This is a genomic window from Dethiothermospora halolimnae (assembly GCF_037577855.1).
Classification (GTDB): Bacteria; Bacillota; Clostridia; order Tissierellales; family VENL01; genus Dethiothermospora; species Dethiothermospora halolimnae.
The window spans coordinates 64442-80676 of the sequence record NZ_JBAKFX010000002.1; the positions used below are offsets into that span (position 1 = coordinate 64442).

Annotated in this window: 13 protein-coding genes; 1 reads left to right on the plus strand and 12 read right to left on the minus strand. The window is 31.2% G+C overall.

All coding sequences use genetic code 11. From position 1 onward, the window contains the following. The 8 genes from hflX to V6137_RS01295 all read right to left on the minus strand — a co-directional run bounded on the left by hflX (position 1) and on the right by V6137_RS01295 (position 9321). Positions 1-1284: a GTPase HflX gene (hflX, locus tag V6137_RS01260; protein ID WP_425446057.1), complete on the minus strand. Its 1284-nt coding sequence runs from the start codon at positions 1282-1284 to the stop codon at positions 1-3. 66 nt (positions 1285-1350) lie between these two features. Next, positions 1351-2010: a sporulation protein YunB gene (yunB, locus tag V6137_RS01265; RefSeq protein ID WP_425446058.1), complete on the minus strand. Its 660-nt coding sequence runs from the start codon at positions 2008-2010 to the stop codon at positions 1351-1353. A 78-nt stretch (positions 2011-2088) separates the two neighbouring features. Then, positions 2089-3438 (minus strand): peptidoglycan DD-metalloendopeptidase family protein, encoded by a 1350-nt coding sequence (locus V6137_RS01270; protein ID WP_425446059.1) that lies wholly within the window; start codon positions 3436-3438, stop codon positions 2089-2091. Between the two features lie 400 nt (positions 3439-3838). Next, complete coding sequence (locus V6137_RS01275) at positions 3839-4351, minus strand: hypothetical protein (RefSeq protein WP_425446060.1); 513 nt, start codon at positions 4349-4351, stop codon at positions 3839-3841. A 75-nt stretch (positions 4352-4426) separates the two neighbouring features. After that, positions 4427-6214 carry a sensor histidine kinase gene (locus V6137_RS01280; protein WP_425446061.1) on the minus strand — a complete coding sequence of 596 codons (1788 nt, stop codon included), beginning with the start codon at positions 6212-6214 and terminating at the stop codon, positions 4427-4429. A 472-nt stretch (positions 6215-6686) separates the two neighbouring features. Then, positions 6687-7142, minus strand: coding sequence for an NUDIX domain-containing protein (locus V6137_RS01285; RefSeq protein WP_425446062.1), 456 nt, complete (start codon positions 7140-7142; stop codon positions 6687-6689). Positions 7143-7230: 88 nt separating this feature from the next. Then, a complete protein-coding gene (locus tag V6137_RS01290) occupies positions 7231-8340 on the minus strand; it encodes a M1 family aminopeptidase (RefSeq protein ID WP_425446063.1) in 1110 nt (369 codons plus the stop codon). Between the two features lie 690 nt (positions 8341-9030). Next, positions 9031-9321: a hypothetical protein gene (locus V6137_RS01295; protein WP_425446064.1), complete on the minus strand. Its 291-nt coding sequence runs from the start codon at positions 9319-9321 to the stop codon at positions 9031-9033. A gap of 290 nt (positions 9322-9611) precedes the next feature. On the opposite strand from V6137_RS01295, the gene V6137_RS01300 reads away from it, so the two are divergent. Beyond that, complete coding sequence (locus V6137_RS01300; protein WP_425446065.1) at positions 9612-12677, plus strand: penicillin-binding protein 1A; 3066 nt, start codon at positions 9612-9614, stop codon at positions 12675-12677. Positions 12678-12804: 127 nt separating this feature from the next. Here the strand turns inward: V6137_RS01300 and V6137_RS01305 are convergent, their stop codons facing one another. Genes V6137_RS01305 through spoVAD form a run of 4 tightly spaced genes read right to left on the minus strand, consistent with a single transcriptional unit; the run spans position 12805 to position 16231 of the window. Beyond that, complete coding sequence (locus tag V6137_RS01305) at positions 12805-14277, minus strand: spore germination protein (RefSeq protein ID WP_425446066.1); 1473 nt, start codon at positions 14275-14277, stop codon at positions 12805-12807. Further along, a complete protein-coding gene (gene spoVAEA / locus V6137_RS01310) occupies positions 14267-14833 on the minus strand; it encodes a stage V sporulation protein SpoVABEA (RefSeq protein WP_425446067.1) in 567 nt (188 codons plus the stop codon). Before spoVAEA ends, V6137_RS01305 begins: the two co-directional genes overlap by 11 nt. Before the next feature lie 11 nt (positions 14834-14844). Beyond that, positions 14845-15201 carry a stage V sporulation protein AE gene (gene spoVAE / locus V6137_RS01315; protein WP_425446068.1) on the minus strand — a complete coding sequence of 119 codons (357 nt, stop codon included), beginning with the start codon at positions 15199-15201 and terminating at the stop codon, positions 14845-14847. Between the two features lie 10 nt (positions 15202-15211). After that, complete coding sequence (gene spoVAD / locus V6137_RS01320; protein WP_425446069.1) at positions 15212-16231, minus strand: stage V sporulation protein AD; 1020 nt, start codon at positions 16229-16231, stop codon at positions 15212-15214. Positions 16232-16235 lie beyond the last annotated feature (4 nt).

Genomic DNA, 16235 nt, shown 5'->3' on the forward strand with positions numbered 1-16235 from the left:
TTAGTCTATAATATATTCCTTATATCTATCATAGTCTATTGAGTCTAAAACTGTTGTTATTATTGCTCCTTCTTCTGTATATTCCTTTTTTTCCACCTTTGTCTTATCAAAAATATATGATGAAATATTTCCTTTATTATAGGGAATCAAAAGATTAACTTTATAATACTTTTGAGGTAGATTTTCCTCTATTTCTGTCATCAATCTATCAATATTAGTTCCATCATATGCCGATATAAAAACTTTAGGCCCATTTATATCGTAGTCTACATTTTCACTATTGTTTTTGTCAATTTTATTAAATACCGTTATTATTGGCTTTTCAAGAACATCTAATTTTTTAAGAACATCTAGTGTTGTTTTTATCTGGATATCTAAATCTTCATTTGTTATATCAACAACATGAACCAATAAATCAGCATAATTTACTTCTTCTAATGTACCCTTAAATGCTTCTATTAAATGGGTAGGTAGTTTACTAACAAAACCTACTGTATCAGTTATTAGAAAATGTTGACCATTTGGTAAAGTACTCTTTCTTAAGGTTGTATCTAGTGTAGCAAATAGCATATTTTCTGAATATACTTCCTTGTCTAGATTATACTCTTCACTTCTTTTTATAATATTGTTTAATAATGTGGACTTACCTGCATTTGTATAACCTACCAATGCAACTATAGGTAGCCCTGAATCCATTCTCTTCTTTCTCTTTATTTCTCTGACATTTCCTATTTCCTTTAGTTGCCTTTTTATCTCTGTAATCCTTGATAGTATATGTCTTCTATCTATCTCTAACTTTTTCTCTCCCGGTCCCCTGGTTCCTATACCTGCTCCAGTACGGGAAAGTTGAGTTCCTAACCCGATCAATCTTGGTAAACGATACTTCAACTGGGCTAATTCCACCTGTAGTTTACCTTCCTTTGATGTAGCCCTTCTAGCGAAAATATCCAATATAAGATTGGTTCTATCTATAACATTTCTACCTATTATTTCTTCTAGATTCCTTATTTGAGCTCCCGATAACTCATCATTAAACACCACAGTATCTATATCTAGCTCTTCACAATAATTATGTATTTCTTGAGCCTTTCCCTTTCCTATATAATAGGCTGAATCTATTTTATGCCTATTTTGGACTATTCCCTCTATAGGCTCTGCTTCAGCAGCAAAGGTTAATTCCTTTAGTTCATCCATGGAGCTATCGATATCAATTCCCTTTTTATCATTTAAGCTTACACCTACTAATAATACCCTTTCTTTTTTGTTGTCCATTTCTTCTCTCATAGTATCACCCTCTTGTATTTATATACTCTCTATTATATAGTATATCAAAAAATCATCAACTTAACATTAATCTGTTGGCACAGCATTCCAAAATTCCTCTTCAGGTACGAATATATAGCTTTCAGGTACATCTCCAACTATTACTGTTTCAGCAATAGGTACAGTAGAGGAGACTTCAACAGTATTTGAAGTTAATGGAACAATAATTCTTACCTTTGAGTTTATAACTAGATAAACTTTATGTATTGTCTGATTTATACCAGCATTTTGAAACTCAGTACTAAAGTCCACCGTCACAGTACCTTGGGGTACTATCTCAACCTTTATTTTAGGACCATACTTGGCTAGTATTTGACTATTTAATACACTACCGAGGGGCACTCTTATACTATTAGTAGCTATTTGTCTCATTTGATCCTGTACCTCTAGGGCAACATCCGATGCTATGCTATTCATAAGAACTGTATTGGCTTGCATCATAGTAACCTTACCTCGATTATCGGTTCTAACAAATATTAAGTCTTTATACTTTATATCATCTTGTATCTTAGTTTGAACTGCCTCATTTATGGCTTGAGTAGCTATCATTCTAGCCTTTGCCTCAGACATCGCCAATATGGTAGGCTTTATATTTTTTTCAACTATTATAAATCCATATATAGAAAAGACAAGGATTAATACAATTGCAATGAAAAATCCTTTTTTCTTTGATTTTCTGTTTCTCAAAAAAACACCCCTTCTACATTATATGCAGAAGGGGGTTATGATGTTATTTTAAAATTATTTAACTTCAAAACTAAATTATTAATATTTAAGAAATTTCAATGGATCTATCGGTTGTCCATTTTTCCTAACCTCAAAGTGGAGGTGGGGTCCTGTTACATTTCCAGTAGCTCCCGATAGCGATATTACCTGTCCTCTATATACCCTATCCCCTTTTTTTACTTTTAACTTGCTATTGTGGGCATAGTATGTAACATATCCATTTTCATGGTCAATTTTTACAAGATAACCATAACTATTATTCCAACCGGCAAATATAACCTTGCCACCATCGGTTGCTTTAACCGGTGTACCTGTACTCATCCCTATATCTATGCCATTATGATTGCTTCCCCACCTTGGTCCATATCTTGAGGTAAGACTTCCTCTACTTGGATTCCGAAAGGAACCATATGCCATGGTTTTAGGTCTTCTTTTAGTACCCTTTAACACAATTTGTTCTGTAGGTTCTTTTATGATTTGTTCATTTATCAAGTCCTTATTTATTTCTACTCCATCTTTCCAAATAATCTCGGCTTCTACTATCTTCTCTCCTTTTTCTCCCTGCTTTTTTATCTTAGAATCCCCTTGATACATAGAATCAGTTTCTTCATATCTAACCTCATAGGGAATCTGTTCTTTATATTCTGTTTCTTCTATTACTTTTACACTTATTAAAGGCTTTGGAATTGTAAGTTTTAATGTTTGTCCAATCTGAAGCTTATCTAAATCAATTTCTGGATTAGCTTTTTTAATATCTTTTAAACTTATATCATATCTTACAGATAGTTGAGAGATCGTATCCCCTTCCTGTACTACGTATTTTTTTATTTCATCTTTTCCTATTGATATAAGATTATAGGCCTTTTCAGTCTCTATTATCTCACTAAAATCTACAAACTTTTTAGTTATATTAATATCCTGAAAAAAGCTTACTTCTTTGATTTTATCACTTTTCACTCCTTCTAAGTATTTAGCCTTTAAATCTTCTAAAATTTTATTAGCTGACATTTTATTATCTAATATAGCTAAGTCTTGTCCATCTACTTTTAATGAGTATCCTTCTACTTTTACGGTAATATTATTCTTTATCTTAGATTTAATATCATCTTTATCTAACCCGTTGCCTTTAAATTTTGAGGTTTTCTCAAAGGTAATATTTTCAAGAATTTTAACTTCCTTATTGTATTTATCTTCATATTCTGATTTAATATCCTTTAATATATTTACAACATCTTCTTTTTCTTTAACATTTCCTATTAACTTATCACCTATTTTCACTGCATAACATCTACTGGATATGTATCCGGTGGTCACTGTTATTATTGTTAACAATACTACAATCCCTAATACAAGTAATCCCTTTCTATTTTCTATATTTAAAGACTTCATTTTAGACCCTCCTATTAAATTCCTTTGTCATTATAGCAAAGTTACATTAAAAATCCAAATATGAACATATGTCAAATACCATGTTAATCATTAAAGATTAAGTAATAATCAAATTAGGTAAATCTTTTTAAAATGTCCTTATTGATTCTATCAAAAGAATATTAACAAATTATGAACAAAACAAAAATACTCCCCTTTTAGTGCTTCTTTCTTCATTTGGGGTACACGGGATAAATTATATGGACTTTATTATTCTATATTATGGGTAAACATTTGGTATATGGTGTTGTAGGCTCTAATATACTATTAGAGATTTAAAATGGTCCTGAATATATTCAGGACCTAAATGGAAAATATATCTTTATATCAAAGAATAGATTCCTCTCCAAATCACTATTACTTATAGCTTGTCATTTCTAATTATTTTTTTCAATATATTTTTATAATCTTTAGCCCTTTGTGATGGAGCGACAATATGTCTACCTTGCCATTCCTTCCCTGTTCCCACAAGTAAAATTGATTCTAAATCATATATTCCTAACATAAAATCATCAGAACCCATCCCATTATCTCTGTATACCCCACCTAGCATCCGCTTAGTTTCTGAAGGTCCTGTTAAAGCATGAAAGTTATATTCTTTGCCGTCTATAAGTATGGTTCCTTCAAGCTTTTGAATTAAATGTATATCAAAGTCTAATATAGAGCCCCTTATTATTCCCCTATGAAGTTTAGCATTAATTTTAATTGTAGTATTTTTTATGATTTTATCTTTGCTAGGCTCCATAATAGTAGCTTTATTAAAGGTTTTATTTATTTCAATTGGTATTCTATAAATGTTCAATCCTATCGAAATCCCCAATGTGATTGTAATTGTTATTATTAATATATACATTCTTTTAGATAACTTCTTCATAAGTTTACTTCTCCTCTCATCCTTAAGTATTAGTTTTACTATTGTAAATATATCTTAAAAAAATATAAGTTATTTTTAGCTCTCAATTGGCAAGTCTACTGAATATATATCTGAAAATTCAATGTGTATGTTTTCCACATTACCTTTTCTTGGTATTAACTGTTTTCTTCTAATGATTTTCTCTTTTTTTATTACATTAACTGGAAGTTCTATAGTAAACTCGGTTCCAACCCCTTCTTCACTTTCAACTGATATTTTACCCTTATGGGCCTCTACCAAGGTCTGTACTAAAGATAAACCTATGCCACTTCCTTCATTTTCTCTACTTATATTGGAATTAACTTGTTTAAATCTTTCAAATATACCATTTATCTTACCTTTAGGTATTCCTATTCCTGTATCCCTTACTGAAATTACCACATTATCTCCTTTATCATATATATTAACATATATACTTCCCCCTTTTTTTGTGAACTTAATGGCATTAGACAATAGATTTAAAATAATTCTTTCTATTTTTTCAGGATCACATGCAATTATTTTTTCCTCTATTTCTGTATCAAATATTAATTCTATTCCCTTTACTTTAGAAAAATCTGCAATAGATAGAACTATACTTTCAATCACATGAATAATATTATGATTATTTAAATTTAACTTCAGAAACCCTGAGTCAAAGCGAGTTACATCCACAATATTATTTATCAATCGTAATAATCTATAACAGTTCTGTTTCATAACCTTTAAATTTCTTTGAAGAGTTTCACTATAATTATCATCTTTAGAGCTTTCATAGACATTTGACAATAGTTGAACCCCTCCAAGTATGATATTTAACGGCGTTTTTAATTCATGGGAAATATTAGAAAATAACTGGGTTTTTATTTGATCATACTTGGCTTTCTCTTCTAATTGTCTATCCTTTATTTTTACTTTCTCTTCTAAGGCCTTCCTCTTTTCTTTCTCAGTTAAATCTTTAAAGCACCAAATCATTCCTTTATCTTTGCCCTCAACTATCAATGGATAGAAATGTCGCTCTACCATTTTTCCATCTTTAAACAATAAATAATCAACTTGGCTGGCTGTACTTTTAATTATATCTTTTATTTTATCTTCAAAGTTATTGGGTTCTGCTAATTGTTTTTTTAACTCCCTTGCCAATACCCATCCATCTTTTTCATTTAATAATTGAAATGATGATTTCCATATATTGTTAAATGCTTTGTTTTTATAAATAACCTTGCTATTGTTATCTAATACTAGTACCCCATCTTCTATCCCTTCTAATATAGATTTAAGTGTTTTCTTTTCCTGCTTTAACTCCCGATGTGCTTTTTTAAGGTACATTATATTTTTATTTTTTTCAGTTATGTCATAGACAATAGAAAATAAATATTTTCTATTGTCTATGGTAATAGGACCACTGGTTACTTCAACATCTTTTATAACTCCATCATAAAGTTTATGTTTAAAATGAAACCTATTTTTCTTTTTTACCAATGCATTGTTCATACTTTCATTGACAAAACCATTAGACTCTATATTTATTTGTGAAATGTTCATCCCTGTAAATTCATCTTTTTCATATCCATAAAAATAGCAAGCTGATTGATTTGCGTAGTTTATAATACCTGTATTCGGATCAATCAATAGCATTATAGATTTATTATTTTCAAAAAAGTTAATAACCATTTTTTTATCTTTACTATATCCGCAGTTAGATTCTAAGGCTTGGTTCTTTTTATAGTTAATACTCTTGGCCCCTTTCAGTTTTTTTAATTCAGACTTCAGGTTTTTATTTTCATCCTCTAGTGTTTTAATTTCTTTTAACAGTTCTTTTGAATTTACCAAATTATAAGTCATTTTGAATATTTCCCCCTTAAAGTTATGATATTAGTCATATAAATTTTTATTATTAATTCAATTTAATGCTAATATATGAATAATATAATAATTATTACATACTAGTTTATATATTCTATCTACTTTTAATTTTTCCTTTATTACCCTTTAATTTTATATCCTGATGTTTGTCAAATATGTTAAGTGATATCAAATTTTCTATAGTTTCTTCCCATATTAAACACATACAAAAAAGCAATGGTTCCAACCATTGCCAATAATATATATTGTCATTAAATTTTTATTAATATTTTTATAATAAGTAAATTTACGTATTACAAGTTTGTTTATATCTAATTAATCTAATATTAGTTCTAAAAAAATTGTGGTTTATAACCCCCCCTTCCACTTGATGACATGATTATAAATATTATTATCAGTAAAATAAACTTCTTCATTGTTAATCTTCTTATTATTAGTTATTTAATATGCTTTAGTTCCCTTTGTTAGAAGTAAATAGTTCCGGTATATCTACTTTAGAAATATGTGTTTTTAACTCTGGGGCAATTTTATTATAGCTATCTGAATCAATCCATGAATATACAAAAATTTCTCCTTTATCTTTATCTTCACCCTGCACTATATATTCCCACCTATCTGGCAAATCCTCTTTGCAATAAAATAAAAAGTCTTCTCTTATTACATCAGATTCAATATATGGTTTATAATACTTTACTTTTCCAACACTACGTATAAAAGTTAGATTAGTTATTCCTGTTTCTTCTTTTATTTCTCTTAAACATCCTTGCAAAGATGTCTCCCCTTTTTCAACACCTCCCCCAGGTAATCTATAATAGGGATATTTTATATCTTTAAAGGATAAAACTAATAACTGAGGTTCTTTTAATCTATTATATCTAAAGATTACACCCATTGCCTTTCTCTTCATATTACCTCCTATTTTACTTTTATTTGAAATTAAGCAATTTCATCATACTTTCCCTTTAATATAAACTCTAAAGTTGCAATTATTACATCTATTCATAGGCCTTTTCAACCATATCATCAACACTTAAGTTATTATATAAATACCTAGATGATTCTACACCATATATCCACTGATTAAAAAAATTTTTTAATTTTATTCCCGAAACTCTTTCGCAGGTTTTCTCAAAATCTTTAAATGTAACTTTTCTTCCTTTATTCTCATATAAAAATTTTTTTATAATCTGAAAAAACTTCTTATCTCCCACTATATTATGTAAAACATATAACACCCAAGGTCCCTTAGAATATGAGTTATAGCCCATCTCATATTTTCCATATTCACAAATAGGGGTGCTAAAATTTTTATAATCTTGATTTATATTATTTATAAAAGTCTCTCTATATTGTTCCATCTTTTCATTTGATTTTTTACGGCCAAAAAATTCTTTAATAGCTAGTATTTCATAATAACTGGCAAATGCTTCGTCAAAGAATCTACTCCGTTGTTCACTATACAACTTTACATTAGCATTCCAAATATGACCTATCTCATGATATAAATGGGTAAAGTTACTTTCTTCATTAAATCCATGTTCCTCCATTACGATATAATTATCCCCTGCCTGGGAGCCATAACCCTCTTTGGTTTCAATTATGGTGAAATAATCATTATTACTGTAATTACCAAAGACTTCTTTATAATAGTCATAAACTCTTTTAACTTCAAACTTAACTAATTCTTTAGCTGACCTTTTATCCTTTGGAAAAGCGAATATGGTTAAGTTAATATCTTCATCTTTTACCATGGAATATTCTGAAATACAAATATCAAATCTATCGGTTTCTTTGTTACTTTCATATAAATAAATCTTTCTTTCATTTTCATTTTTTATTCCTTTTAATACTCCACCACATCCAACAGTATACTCTTTAGGTACATCAACATTTATTTTATACTTAAAAGAATTATAGTAACTTTTTCCTAAAGACTTTTCATTGGGACATGCAATGATAGGATATGCCAGGCAGTCATTTCTAAGCACAGAGAATTCAGTGTTTATATTATCTTTAACATATTGCATAACATGGGTATAACCTTTAAGTTTTCCCTCATATTCTATGTACAATTTTAGTTCTTCGTCCCCTTTTAAAGGTTTCAATAGATTTATTTTAATATAGTTAACTCTATAGTCTCTACAACTAGGAAATGATTTAATTTTTTGAGTAAAATTAATATCACGGTTATTTTTATCCTTTATATAATTGACTTTGAGACCATAATAAAGTAATAGTGGTATTTCTTCACTTATGGTATTTTGATTTTTTAGATTTATTATACCTTTGGATTTAAAACTCCCCTTTGCTGGTTGGATATAAAAATCTAATATATATGATTTTATTTTAGGTAATTTAACTTCTTTGATAATAATCCCCCCTAGTAAATAGCTTTAAAATAAATTTTTTTATTAAATACAATTTTACTTAATATTCCCATATGTGTCAAAACTATTTTGGTTGAACAAAGGCGACTTTGCCCCTTCTTTGTTCAGTTTAGATGACAAAGGAGGTGAGACCATATCATATATGCAGGGATTCAATATATTGAATCCCTTGGGTCTTCTTTTAAAAGACCTATTATGGCAAAAACTGTGTTTTTCAATAAGCTGGGGGATTACGAATCCTCCAGCAACCAAATTTTATTATTATACTATATAGTCTTAAAATCGTCCTAGATATATTCAAGACCTACATATAGAGATTTTCCACTTATTTTTGGTATTTATCCCAACCTTACATTTTTTCAAAAAAAGAGAATCAGATTTGCACCTGACCCCTCCACAAGATAAAACCTATTTATTTTCAAATCCTAGAGATTTAAAAACCATATCTGTAGCATAATCAATATTTCCATACTGTACAAATGCTCCAAAGTATACTGTCAAAAACCCATCTACAACTTCTTTTTGTCTAGCTGTTAATGAAACTTTTTCAATTGCTTTATCAGCAATGTCATTGAACTGTTTTATATTAAATGTTTTCTTTGCAAGTAAATCCTTAAACTCTCCTTCGAAATTTTTAAACACCTTTAGTATTACTTCCTTTTCTTTCTGCATTTCTTCTTTTGATATAATATCTTCCATAGAAAAACCTCCTAAATATTATGTTCTACATAAGTATATCATTAATTTAACCATCTATTTATACATAATATATACAAATTACACGATTTATTTTATTATACCATTATATTTATTATATATCTGACCATAATATAAATAATGTATATTATAGGTTTATATAGCATTTTATTCTATTTTTATTTTAAAGTTATAAAAATACTGGACTTTTATTTCTTATATTTTTGTTATATGATATAATAAACTTTGGTATATTGATATTATGTGTCCCTTATTATTAAGGAGGTATAAATATGGACCAAGAAAATGAAACAAAATCTAGACGAAATAAATCCAAGGAGAAGAAAAAGAAAGATAATGATAAAGGCAATAAGAAAAAATTAAGTATATTTAGACTAATATTAATTATTTTTATTATGATTTGTTTTATAAGTGCTGGAGCTGTAGCAGGGCTTGTTTTAGCAATAGCTAGAAGTGCCCCTGATGTGGACCCTACTGACATACTATCGACACTAAATGAACATTCCCTTATTTTAGATGAAAAGGGAAATGTAATTGAAAAAATACAAACTAGAGAGTTTAGAACAATCGTTCATCTTGATGAAATTCCTGATTATGTAGAGGATGCCTTTGTTTCTATAGAAGATGAAAGATTTGAGGAGCATATGGGTATTGACCCTAAACGTATATTGGGAGCACTTTGGGCAGACATTAAAGCTGGAGCTCCAGTACAGGGTGCTAGTACTATTACCCAACAGCTTGTTAAAAATAAGTACTTAAAAGATCAAGTTGATAAACAAAACCTTTTAAATGATGTTAAAAGAAAAATTAAAGAAGCCTATCTAGCTATCAAAATGGAAAGGGTTTTAACTAAAGAGCAGATATTAGAGGGTTATCTTAATACAATATATATGGGACAAGGTGCTTATGGAGTTCAAGCAGCATCAAAAATTTATTTTTCAAAAGATATCGAAGACCTAACTATTGCCCAAGCTGCTTTAATCGCCGGCTTAACGAAAAATCCAGTTAGATATGCATTATATAAAACAGACTTACCTCAAAATGTTAATGAAGAAGTAGTAGATGTTGTCGGTCACATTTATAAAGGTGGACAAAAATATGCTATTTGGTTAAATGAAAAATATAAGCAAACCATTCTTAAGCGTCAAAAGACTATATTAAATAAGATGTTAGAGCTACAAAAAATAAGTAAAGAAGAATATGATTTAGCAAAAAGTGAAGATGTTTGGTCTTCTATTAAGCCCGACGAAAAAAGACTCGAGGGAATATCCTCTTATTTTGCCGATTATGTTAAAGATAAAGTAGAAGAGGACTTAATGGAAAAAGCTGGTTATTCCGAAAGGCAAGCGGAGGCTCTTTTGTTAAGCGGTGGTTTAAGGATATATACTACGATGGATATAGACCTACAACATAGAGTCGAAGGAGTCTATAAAAATTTTGACACTATAATGAGAAAGTATAGTCGTATAAAAAATAATGACCCATTATTGGTAAATTCAAAAAATATTAGAAATGGCAATATAGTCAGTGACCATGGGCGAATTCTATATCGTTCAAAAAATAGTTTAATAGATAACACTTCTAATTTAATTATTGAAAAAGGCACATATAATTTTGATAATAATGGAAATCTAATCATAAATAACAATAAAATATCAATTTATAAAAGTGGCTTAGATATAGATGATTATTATACTAAAAACCAAAATAAAAATATTTTAACCCATCAGGTTAGACCTTTATTAATTGATAAAGCATCCTATGATACCAAGGATGTTAGTGGTGGTAAAGGTACTATTATAATTAAAAAGAGCTTTTTAGATAAAAACAATGACTTTAGTAAAACTGATAATAACGGAAACCTATTAATCAGTAATAAATACTTTATGGTAGAAGACGGTGTTATCCAACCTCAATCTGCTGTAACCATATTAGATTATAGAACCGGTAAGATTAGAGCTATGGTTGGAGGAAGAAACTTTGAAGGTAGTAGAATCTTAAATAGAGCCACTAATTCTAAAAGACAGCCTGGTTCAGCGATGAAACCATTAGGTGTTTATCTACCGGCATTAAATAATGGATTTACTGCTGCCTCAGTAATTGATGATACTCCATTTTATAATCCTGATACAGGAAAGCTTTGGCCTAAAAACTGGTATAGTGGTTATAGGGGATTAACTCCTCTTAGAGAAGCTGTCGAACAATCTAGTAATGTCACTGCAGTTAAAATGCTTGAAAAAATAGGTATAGGGACATCTATAGATACCCTTAAAGGCCTAGGTTTAGATGACAGTCTTGTTACTAGAGATGAAAATAAAAGTAGAAACGATGAGACCTTGGCCGCTTTAGCACTAGGTGGTATGTCTCAAGGTATTAGTCCCCTTGAAATGAGCGCAGCATATGGTGCCATTGCCAATAAAGGAGTATATACTGAACCTATAGTTTATACCAAAGTATTAAATGCAAGTGGAGAAGTTATACTAGAAAACTCACCTTTCAAAAATAGAGTAGTTACTGCAGATGTTGCATATATTATGAATGATATATTAGAATCAGTTGTGACCGATGGCTTGGGTAAAAGAGCTATCTTTGATAGATATCTATTTGATGGTGCATATAACAATAAGATCCCTGCTGCAGGTAAGACTGGTACTACTCAAGAACAAACAGATGTATGGTTTGCGGGATATACTCCCTATTACTCTGCCGGTGTTTGGATTGGTCATGATATTGCTGAAATCAAGCTACATGAAGGAAGTACCAGTAGTATAGCTACCATGTTCTGGGCCGAGATCATGAAAGAGGTCCACAAGGGTCTAGAACCAAAGGACTTTGAGATGCCAAACAATCTAGTTACTCAATGGGTTTGTAAAGATTCTGGTAAACTTGTTACAAAATATTGTAAAGAGGACCCTAGAGGTAGTAGAGCTAGAAGGGAATTATTTGTTAAAGGTACTGAACCAACTGAATATTGCACTACCCATGTAAAGGTTAAAGTTGATACAAGTACAAACAAATTGGCAACCGAATATTGTCCTGAAGATTTAGTTGAAGAAAAAGTATTTATCAAAAGAGAACCAGCTTATAATCCTGAAGACCATAATGGAATAGTTCCTAAGGATTATCAATATACTGTGCCAACTGAAGAATGTGATGAACATACTGAAGAAAACACTACAGATGATGATGATGATGATGGTTGGTTTAAAAAGTGGTTATTTGGCGATGATGATGAAGAAAAGGATAATAATGATACGAATGATAATGACAATGACAATACAATCAATATACCAGAAGATAATAGTGATGATAAAGAAGATAATAGCGATAATGAGTAAATAAGTTGGGGGATTACGAATCCCCCAACAACACAAGGGTCACAATGACACAAGGGTCACAACACACAAGGGTCACACTAGTAAAAGGGTCACACTAGTAAAAGGGTCACATTATGTGACCCTTTTACTATTCTTCTGTTTTATCATCTGGTGGTGATGAATCCTTATCTATAACCCTTAAAACATCCGGTCTCATTCTAACCTCTGGTATTGGTTTTCTCATTATTATGCTAGAAAGAGCTTTTTTATTAAATGGAATTAATGGCCATAAGTAGTTTATCCCACCAAAAGTTTTCGTTCTTAACAATGTTACCAATAATATTAATACCCCTATGCCAAATCCATAAAAATTAAATAAACCTGTTAATATTAATAGTATTAGTCTAAAAAGTCTTAATGCCAAGGCAAACTCCATACTGGGAGTTGCAAACATACCTAGCCCTGCTATTGCTCCATATAATACTGTTTCAGGTATAAACCATCCCACCTTTATGGCAAATTCACTTAATAATAATGCTCCAATTATACCTAAAGATGTTGTCAATGCCGATGGAGTATGGATAGATGCCATTCTCAACATATCTATACCTATTTCCAATAATATTAGTTGAACCAATAAGGTTATTTCTCCTGTTTTTTTAGGCCCTATAAAATTTAACCATTCCGGTAAAACTTGCTGATTAGTTGCCAATAAAAGCCATAATGGTGGTAATATATAGGATAATGTTATAGCAAAAAATCTTACCCATCTTAAATAGGTTCCAACTGCAGGATTTTGATAATAATCTTCAGCATGTTGAGTAAAGTGAAATATTGTAGCAGGCAGTATCATAACACTAGGTGTAGTATCAACCATAACCACAATGTGGCCTTCCAATAGATGGGCCGCTGTAACGTCAGGTCTTTCGGTAAATTTAGCTTGGGGAAACGGATTCCAATTTCTTCCTAAAATAAATTCTTCCAAACTTTTAACTCCCATTACCAACGAATCCTTATCAATCTGTTCTAATTTCTTTTTAGCGCTTTTTACTAAGTCAGGATTGGTTATATCCCCTATATAACCAATGACCACATCACTTTGAGATCTTTTCCCAACTTTAGCTATTTCAAATCTTAAATTAGGATCCCTAATTCTTCTTCTAATAAGGGCTGTATTAAATACTATTGTTTCTACAAAACCATCCTTTGGTCCCCTAGTGGCTTTCTCTAAGTCTGGTTCCTCTGGTCCCCTTGCAGGATATGTTCTTGCATCAATGACTATTATATCGTCTAGGCCTTCCATAAATAATGCTGCAGCTCCAGAGAGTATTAGGTATTCAGCTTCATTTATATCATCTGTGGTGTCACATTCCACATAGGGGATTTTTCCTTCAACTAATTTTTTTAATGTATCAGGCACTATTTCTTCTCTGTTGCTTTTTTGCAATATTGCCATTATCCACAACATCATATCGTCCTTAATGAAACCATCTATATAAAAAAAGGTAGCCATTTTTCCTCCGATGTTTATATTTCTTCTTATTATGTCAAAGCTCTTACCTACACCTAATTTATTGGCTAAATTATCTACTGTTTCATTAAAGTCCTTTTTATTTTTCATTTAATTTTTCACTCCTGCTAAGTAGTTCTTTAAGAGCTTTAGTTAGTATAGGTGCTCCCTTATGACAATCATCCCTACCTTTCATTTTCCCTGGGTCTCCTATACCAACTACAATCGGTAAATCAAAATCATTAAGGGCATCTACAGTGTCCCCATATAATATATCATCATTGGTTTCTTTTCCCACCTTATTTACTGCTTTATTTATTACTTTTCCCCTATTATCTATGGAAAAGTCAACTTTTATTCCTTCTACTCCTTCGGTGTTAGAAGCAACGGCTATGACCCCCAATACTTCCATATCTGGGTCATTTATTATTAGCTCCAATGCCCTCTCACCTTTTCCCTTTCCTGGGTCACCTATATCATCCACCATTATAACTACTGGATCATATTTAGCTACCTTTATTAAATTTACTATTTTGTCTCCAGTAATAGGTGTTGGATTTCCTGCCGATTTAGAAATGCATCTGCCTCCAACATTTTTTGTGGCTATTTCCACTGCTTTTCTAGCCACATTATCACCATCTGTTACTAAAATAATTTTTCTCTTCATAAAATCTTCCTTTACTTCTTAGTTTTTGGATCAAAAATTATTGCCATTATATATCCAAATACAGTGGCAGCTGCCACACCTCCTGCCGTAGCCTGTATTCCTCCTGTAAATGCACCAATTATACCATCCTTGCTAACTGCTTCTATTACCCCTTTTGCCAGTGAATATCCAAACCCAGGTAAAGGAACCGTTGCCCCTGCCCCTCCAAAATTTACTACAGGTTCATATATTCCCAATGCTGTTAATATTGCACCAGAGGTTACAAATAAAACTAATATATGGGCTGGAGTAAGTTTAGTAATATCCATAAGTAATTGTCCTATTACACAAATAGTCCCTCCTACAACAAAGGCTTTTAAATAGTCCATATTTGACCTCCTATTCTTTTATAGTACTAATAGATACAGCATGGGCTATCCCAGGTATTGATTCTCCTTGTTGTACACTGGTTGGAGAGAGTAAAGCTCCTGTTGATACCAAAAGTACTCTTTTTAAACTTTGTTTTTTTAAATTCTTAAAAATATAGCCATTAAAAACCACTGCTGAACATCCACATCCGCTTCCTCCCGCATGGGTATCTTGTTTTTTAGGGTCGAATATTTCTATCCCACAGTCAGAAAAAATATTAGATATATCATATCCCTCTTTAGCTATTAATTCCTCAGCTATTGACTTCCCTATACTAGCTAAATCTCCAGTTATAATTAAATCATAGTCCTCTGGTGTGAAGCCTGTATCGTTAAAATGGGCTACTATTACATCTGCAGCCGCTGGGGCCATGGCAGGTCCCATATTATTGGCATCTTTTATACCGGGATCTATCACTTTTCCTGTGGTTACATGGGTTATATAGGGACCCATACCATAGGAAGATAAAACTGATGCCCCAGCACCTGTAACAGTCCATTGGGAAGTTAAAGGTCTTTGATTGCCATGTTCCAATGGAAACCTATATTGTCTCTCTGCCGTGCTAAAATGGCTTGAAGTGGCACATACTACATTTTCTGCATATCCTCCGTCTAATATCATAGCTCCTAAACTCAGTGATTCACTCATTGTAGAACATGCTCCATATAATCCGAAAAATGGGATATCAAATTGTCTAGCAGAATATGATGAAGCTGTTATTTGGTTTAATAGATCCCCAGCAAATAAATACTCCACCTTACTCTCTATTAATTGGGCATTCTTTAATGCCATTTTTATAGCTTCTTGTTGTAGCTTTGTTTCACACTTTTCCCATGACTCTTCTCCCCATAAGTCATCCTGTAAAACTAAATCAAAATAGTCCTTAAGGGGTCCCTCCCCCTCCTTTGGTCCCACAATCGTTGCTGTTCCTATAATAGATGGCGGATTATCAAACTTAACTGTCTGTTCACCTATTTTCTTTTGAGCCAACTTT

Excerpts from the sequence above, each read along its gene's own strand:
- hflX (WP_425446057.1), bottom strand. The coding sequence starts at position 1,284 with ATGAGAGAAGAAATGGACAACAAAAAAGAAAGGGTATTATTAGTAGGT.
- V6137_RS01270 (WP_425446059.1), bottom strand. The coding sequence starts at position 3,438 with ATGAAGTCTTTAAATATAGAAAATAGAAAGGGATTACTTGTATTAGGG.
- V6137_RS01275 (WP_425446060.1), bottom strand. The coding sequence starts at position 4,351 with ATGAAGAAGTTATCTAAAAGAATGTATATATTAATAATAACAATTACA.
- V6137_RS01280 (WP_425446061.1), bottom strand. The coding sequence starts at position 6,214 with ATGACTTATAATTTGGTAAATTCAAAAGAACTGTTAAAAGAAATTAAA.
- V6137_RS01285 (WP_425446062.1), bottom strand. The coding sequence starts at position 7,142 with ATGAAGAGAAAGGCAATGGGTGTAATCTTTAGATATAATAGATTAAAA.
- V6137_RS01295 (WP_425446064.1), bottom strand. The coding sequence starts at position 9,321 with ATGGAAGATATTATATCAAAAGAAGAAATGCAGAAAGAAAAGGAAGTA.
- V6137_RS01300 (WP_425446065.1), top strand. The coding sequence starts at position 9,612 with ATGGACCAAGAAAATGAAACAAAATCTAGACGAAATAAATCCAAGGAG.
- V6137_RS01305 (WP_425446066.1), bottom strand. The coding sequence starts at position 14,277 with ATGAAAAATAAAAAGGACTTTAATGAAACAGTAGATAATTTAGCCAAT.
- spoVAEA (WP_425446067.1), bottom strand. The coding sequence starts at position 14,833 with ATGAAGAGAAAAATTATTTTAGTAACAGATGGTGATAATGTGGCTAGA.
- spoVAE (WP_425446068.1), bottom strand. The coding sequence starts at position 15,201 with ATGGACTATTTAAAAGCCTTTGTTGTAGGAGGGACTATTTGTGTAATA.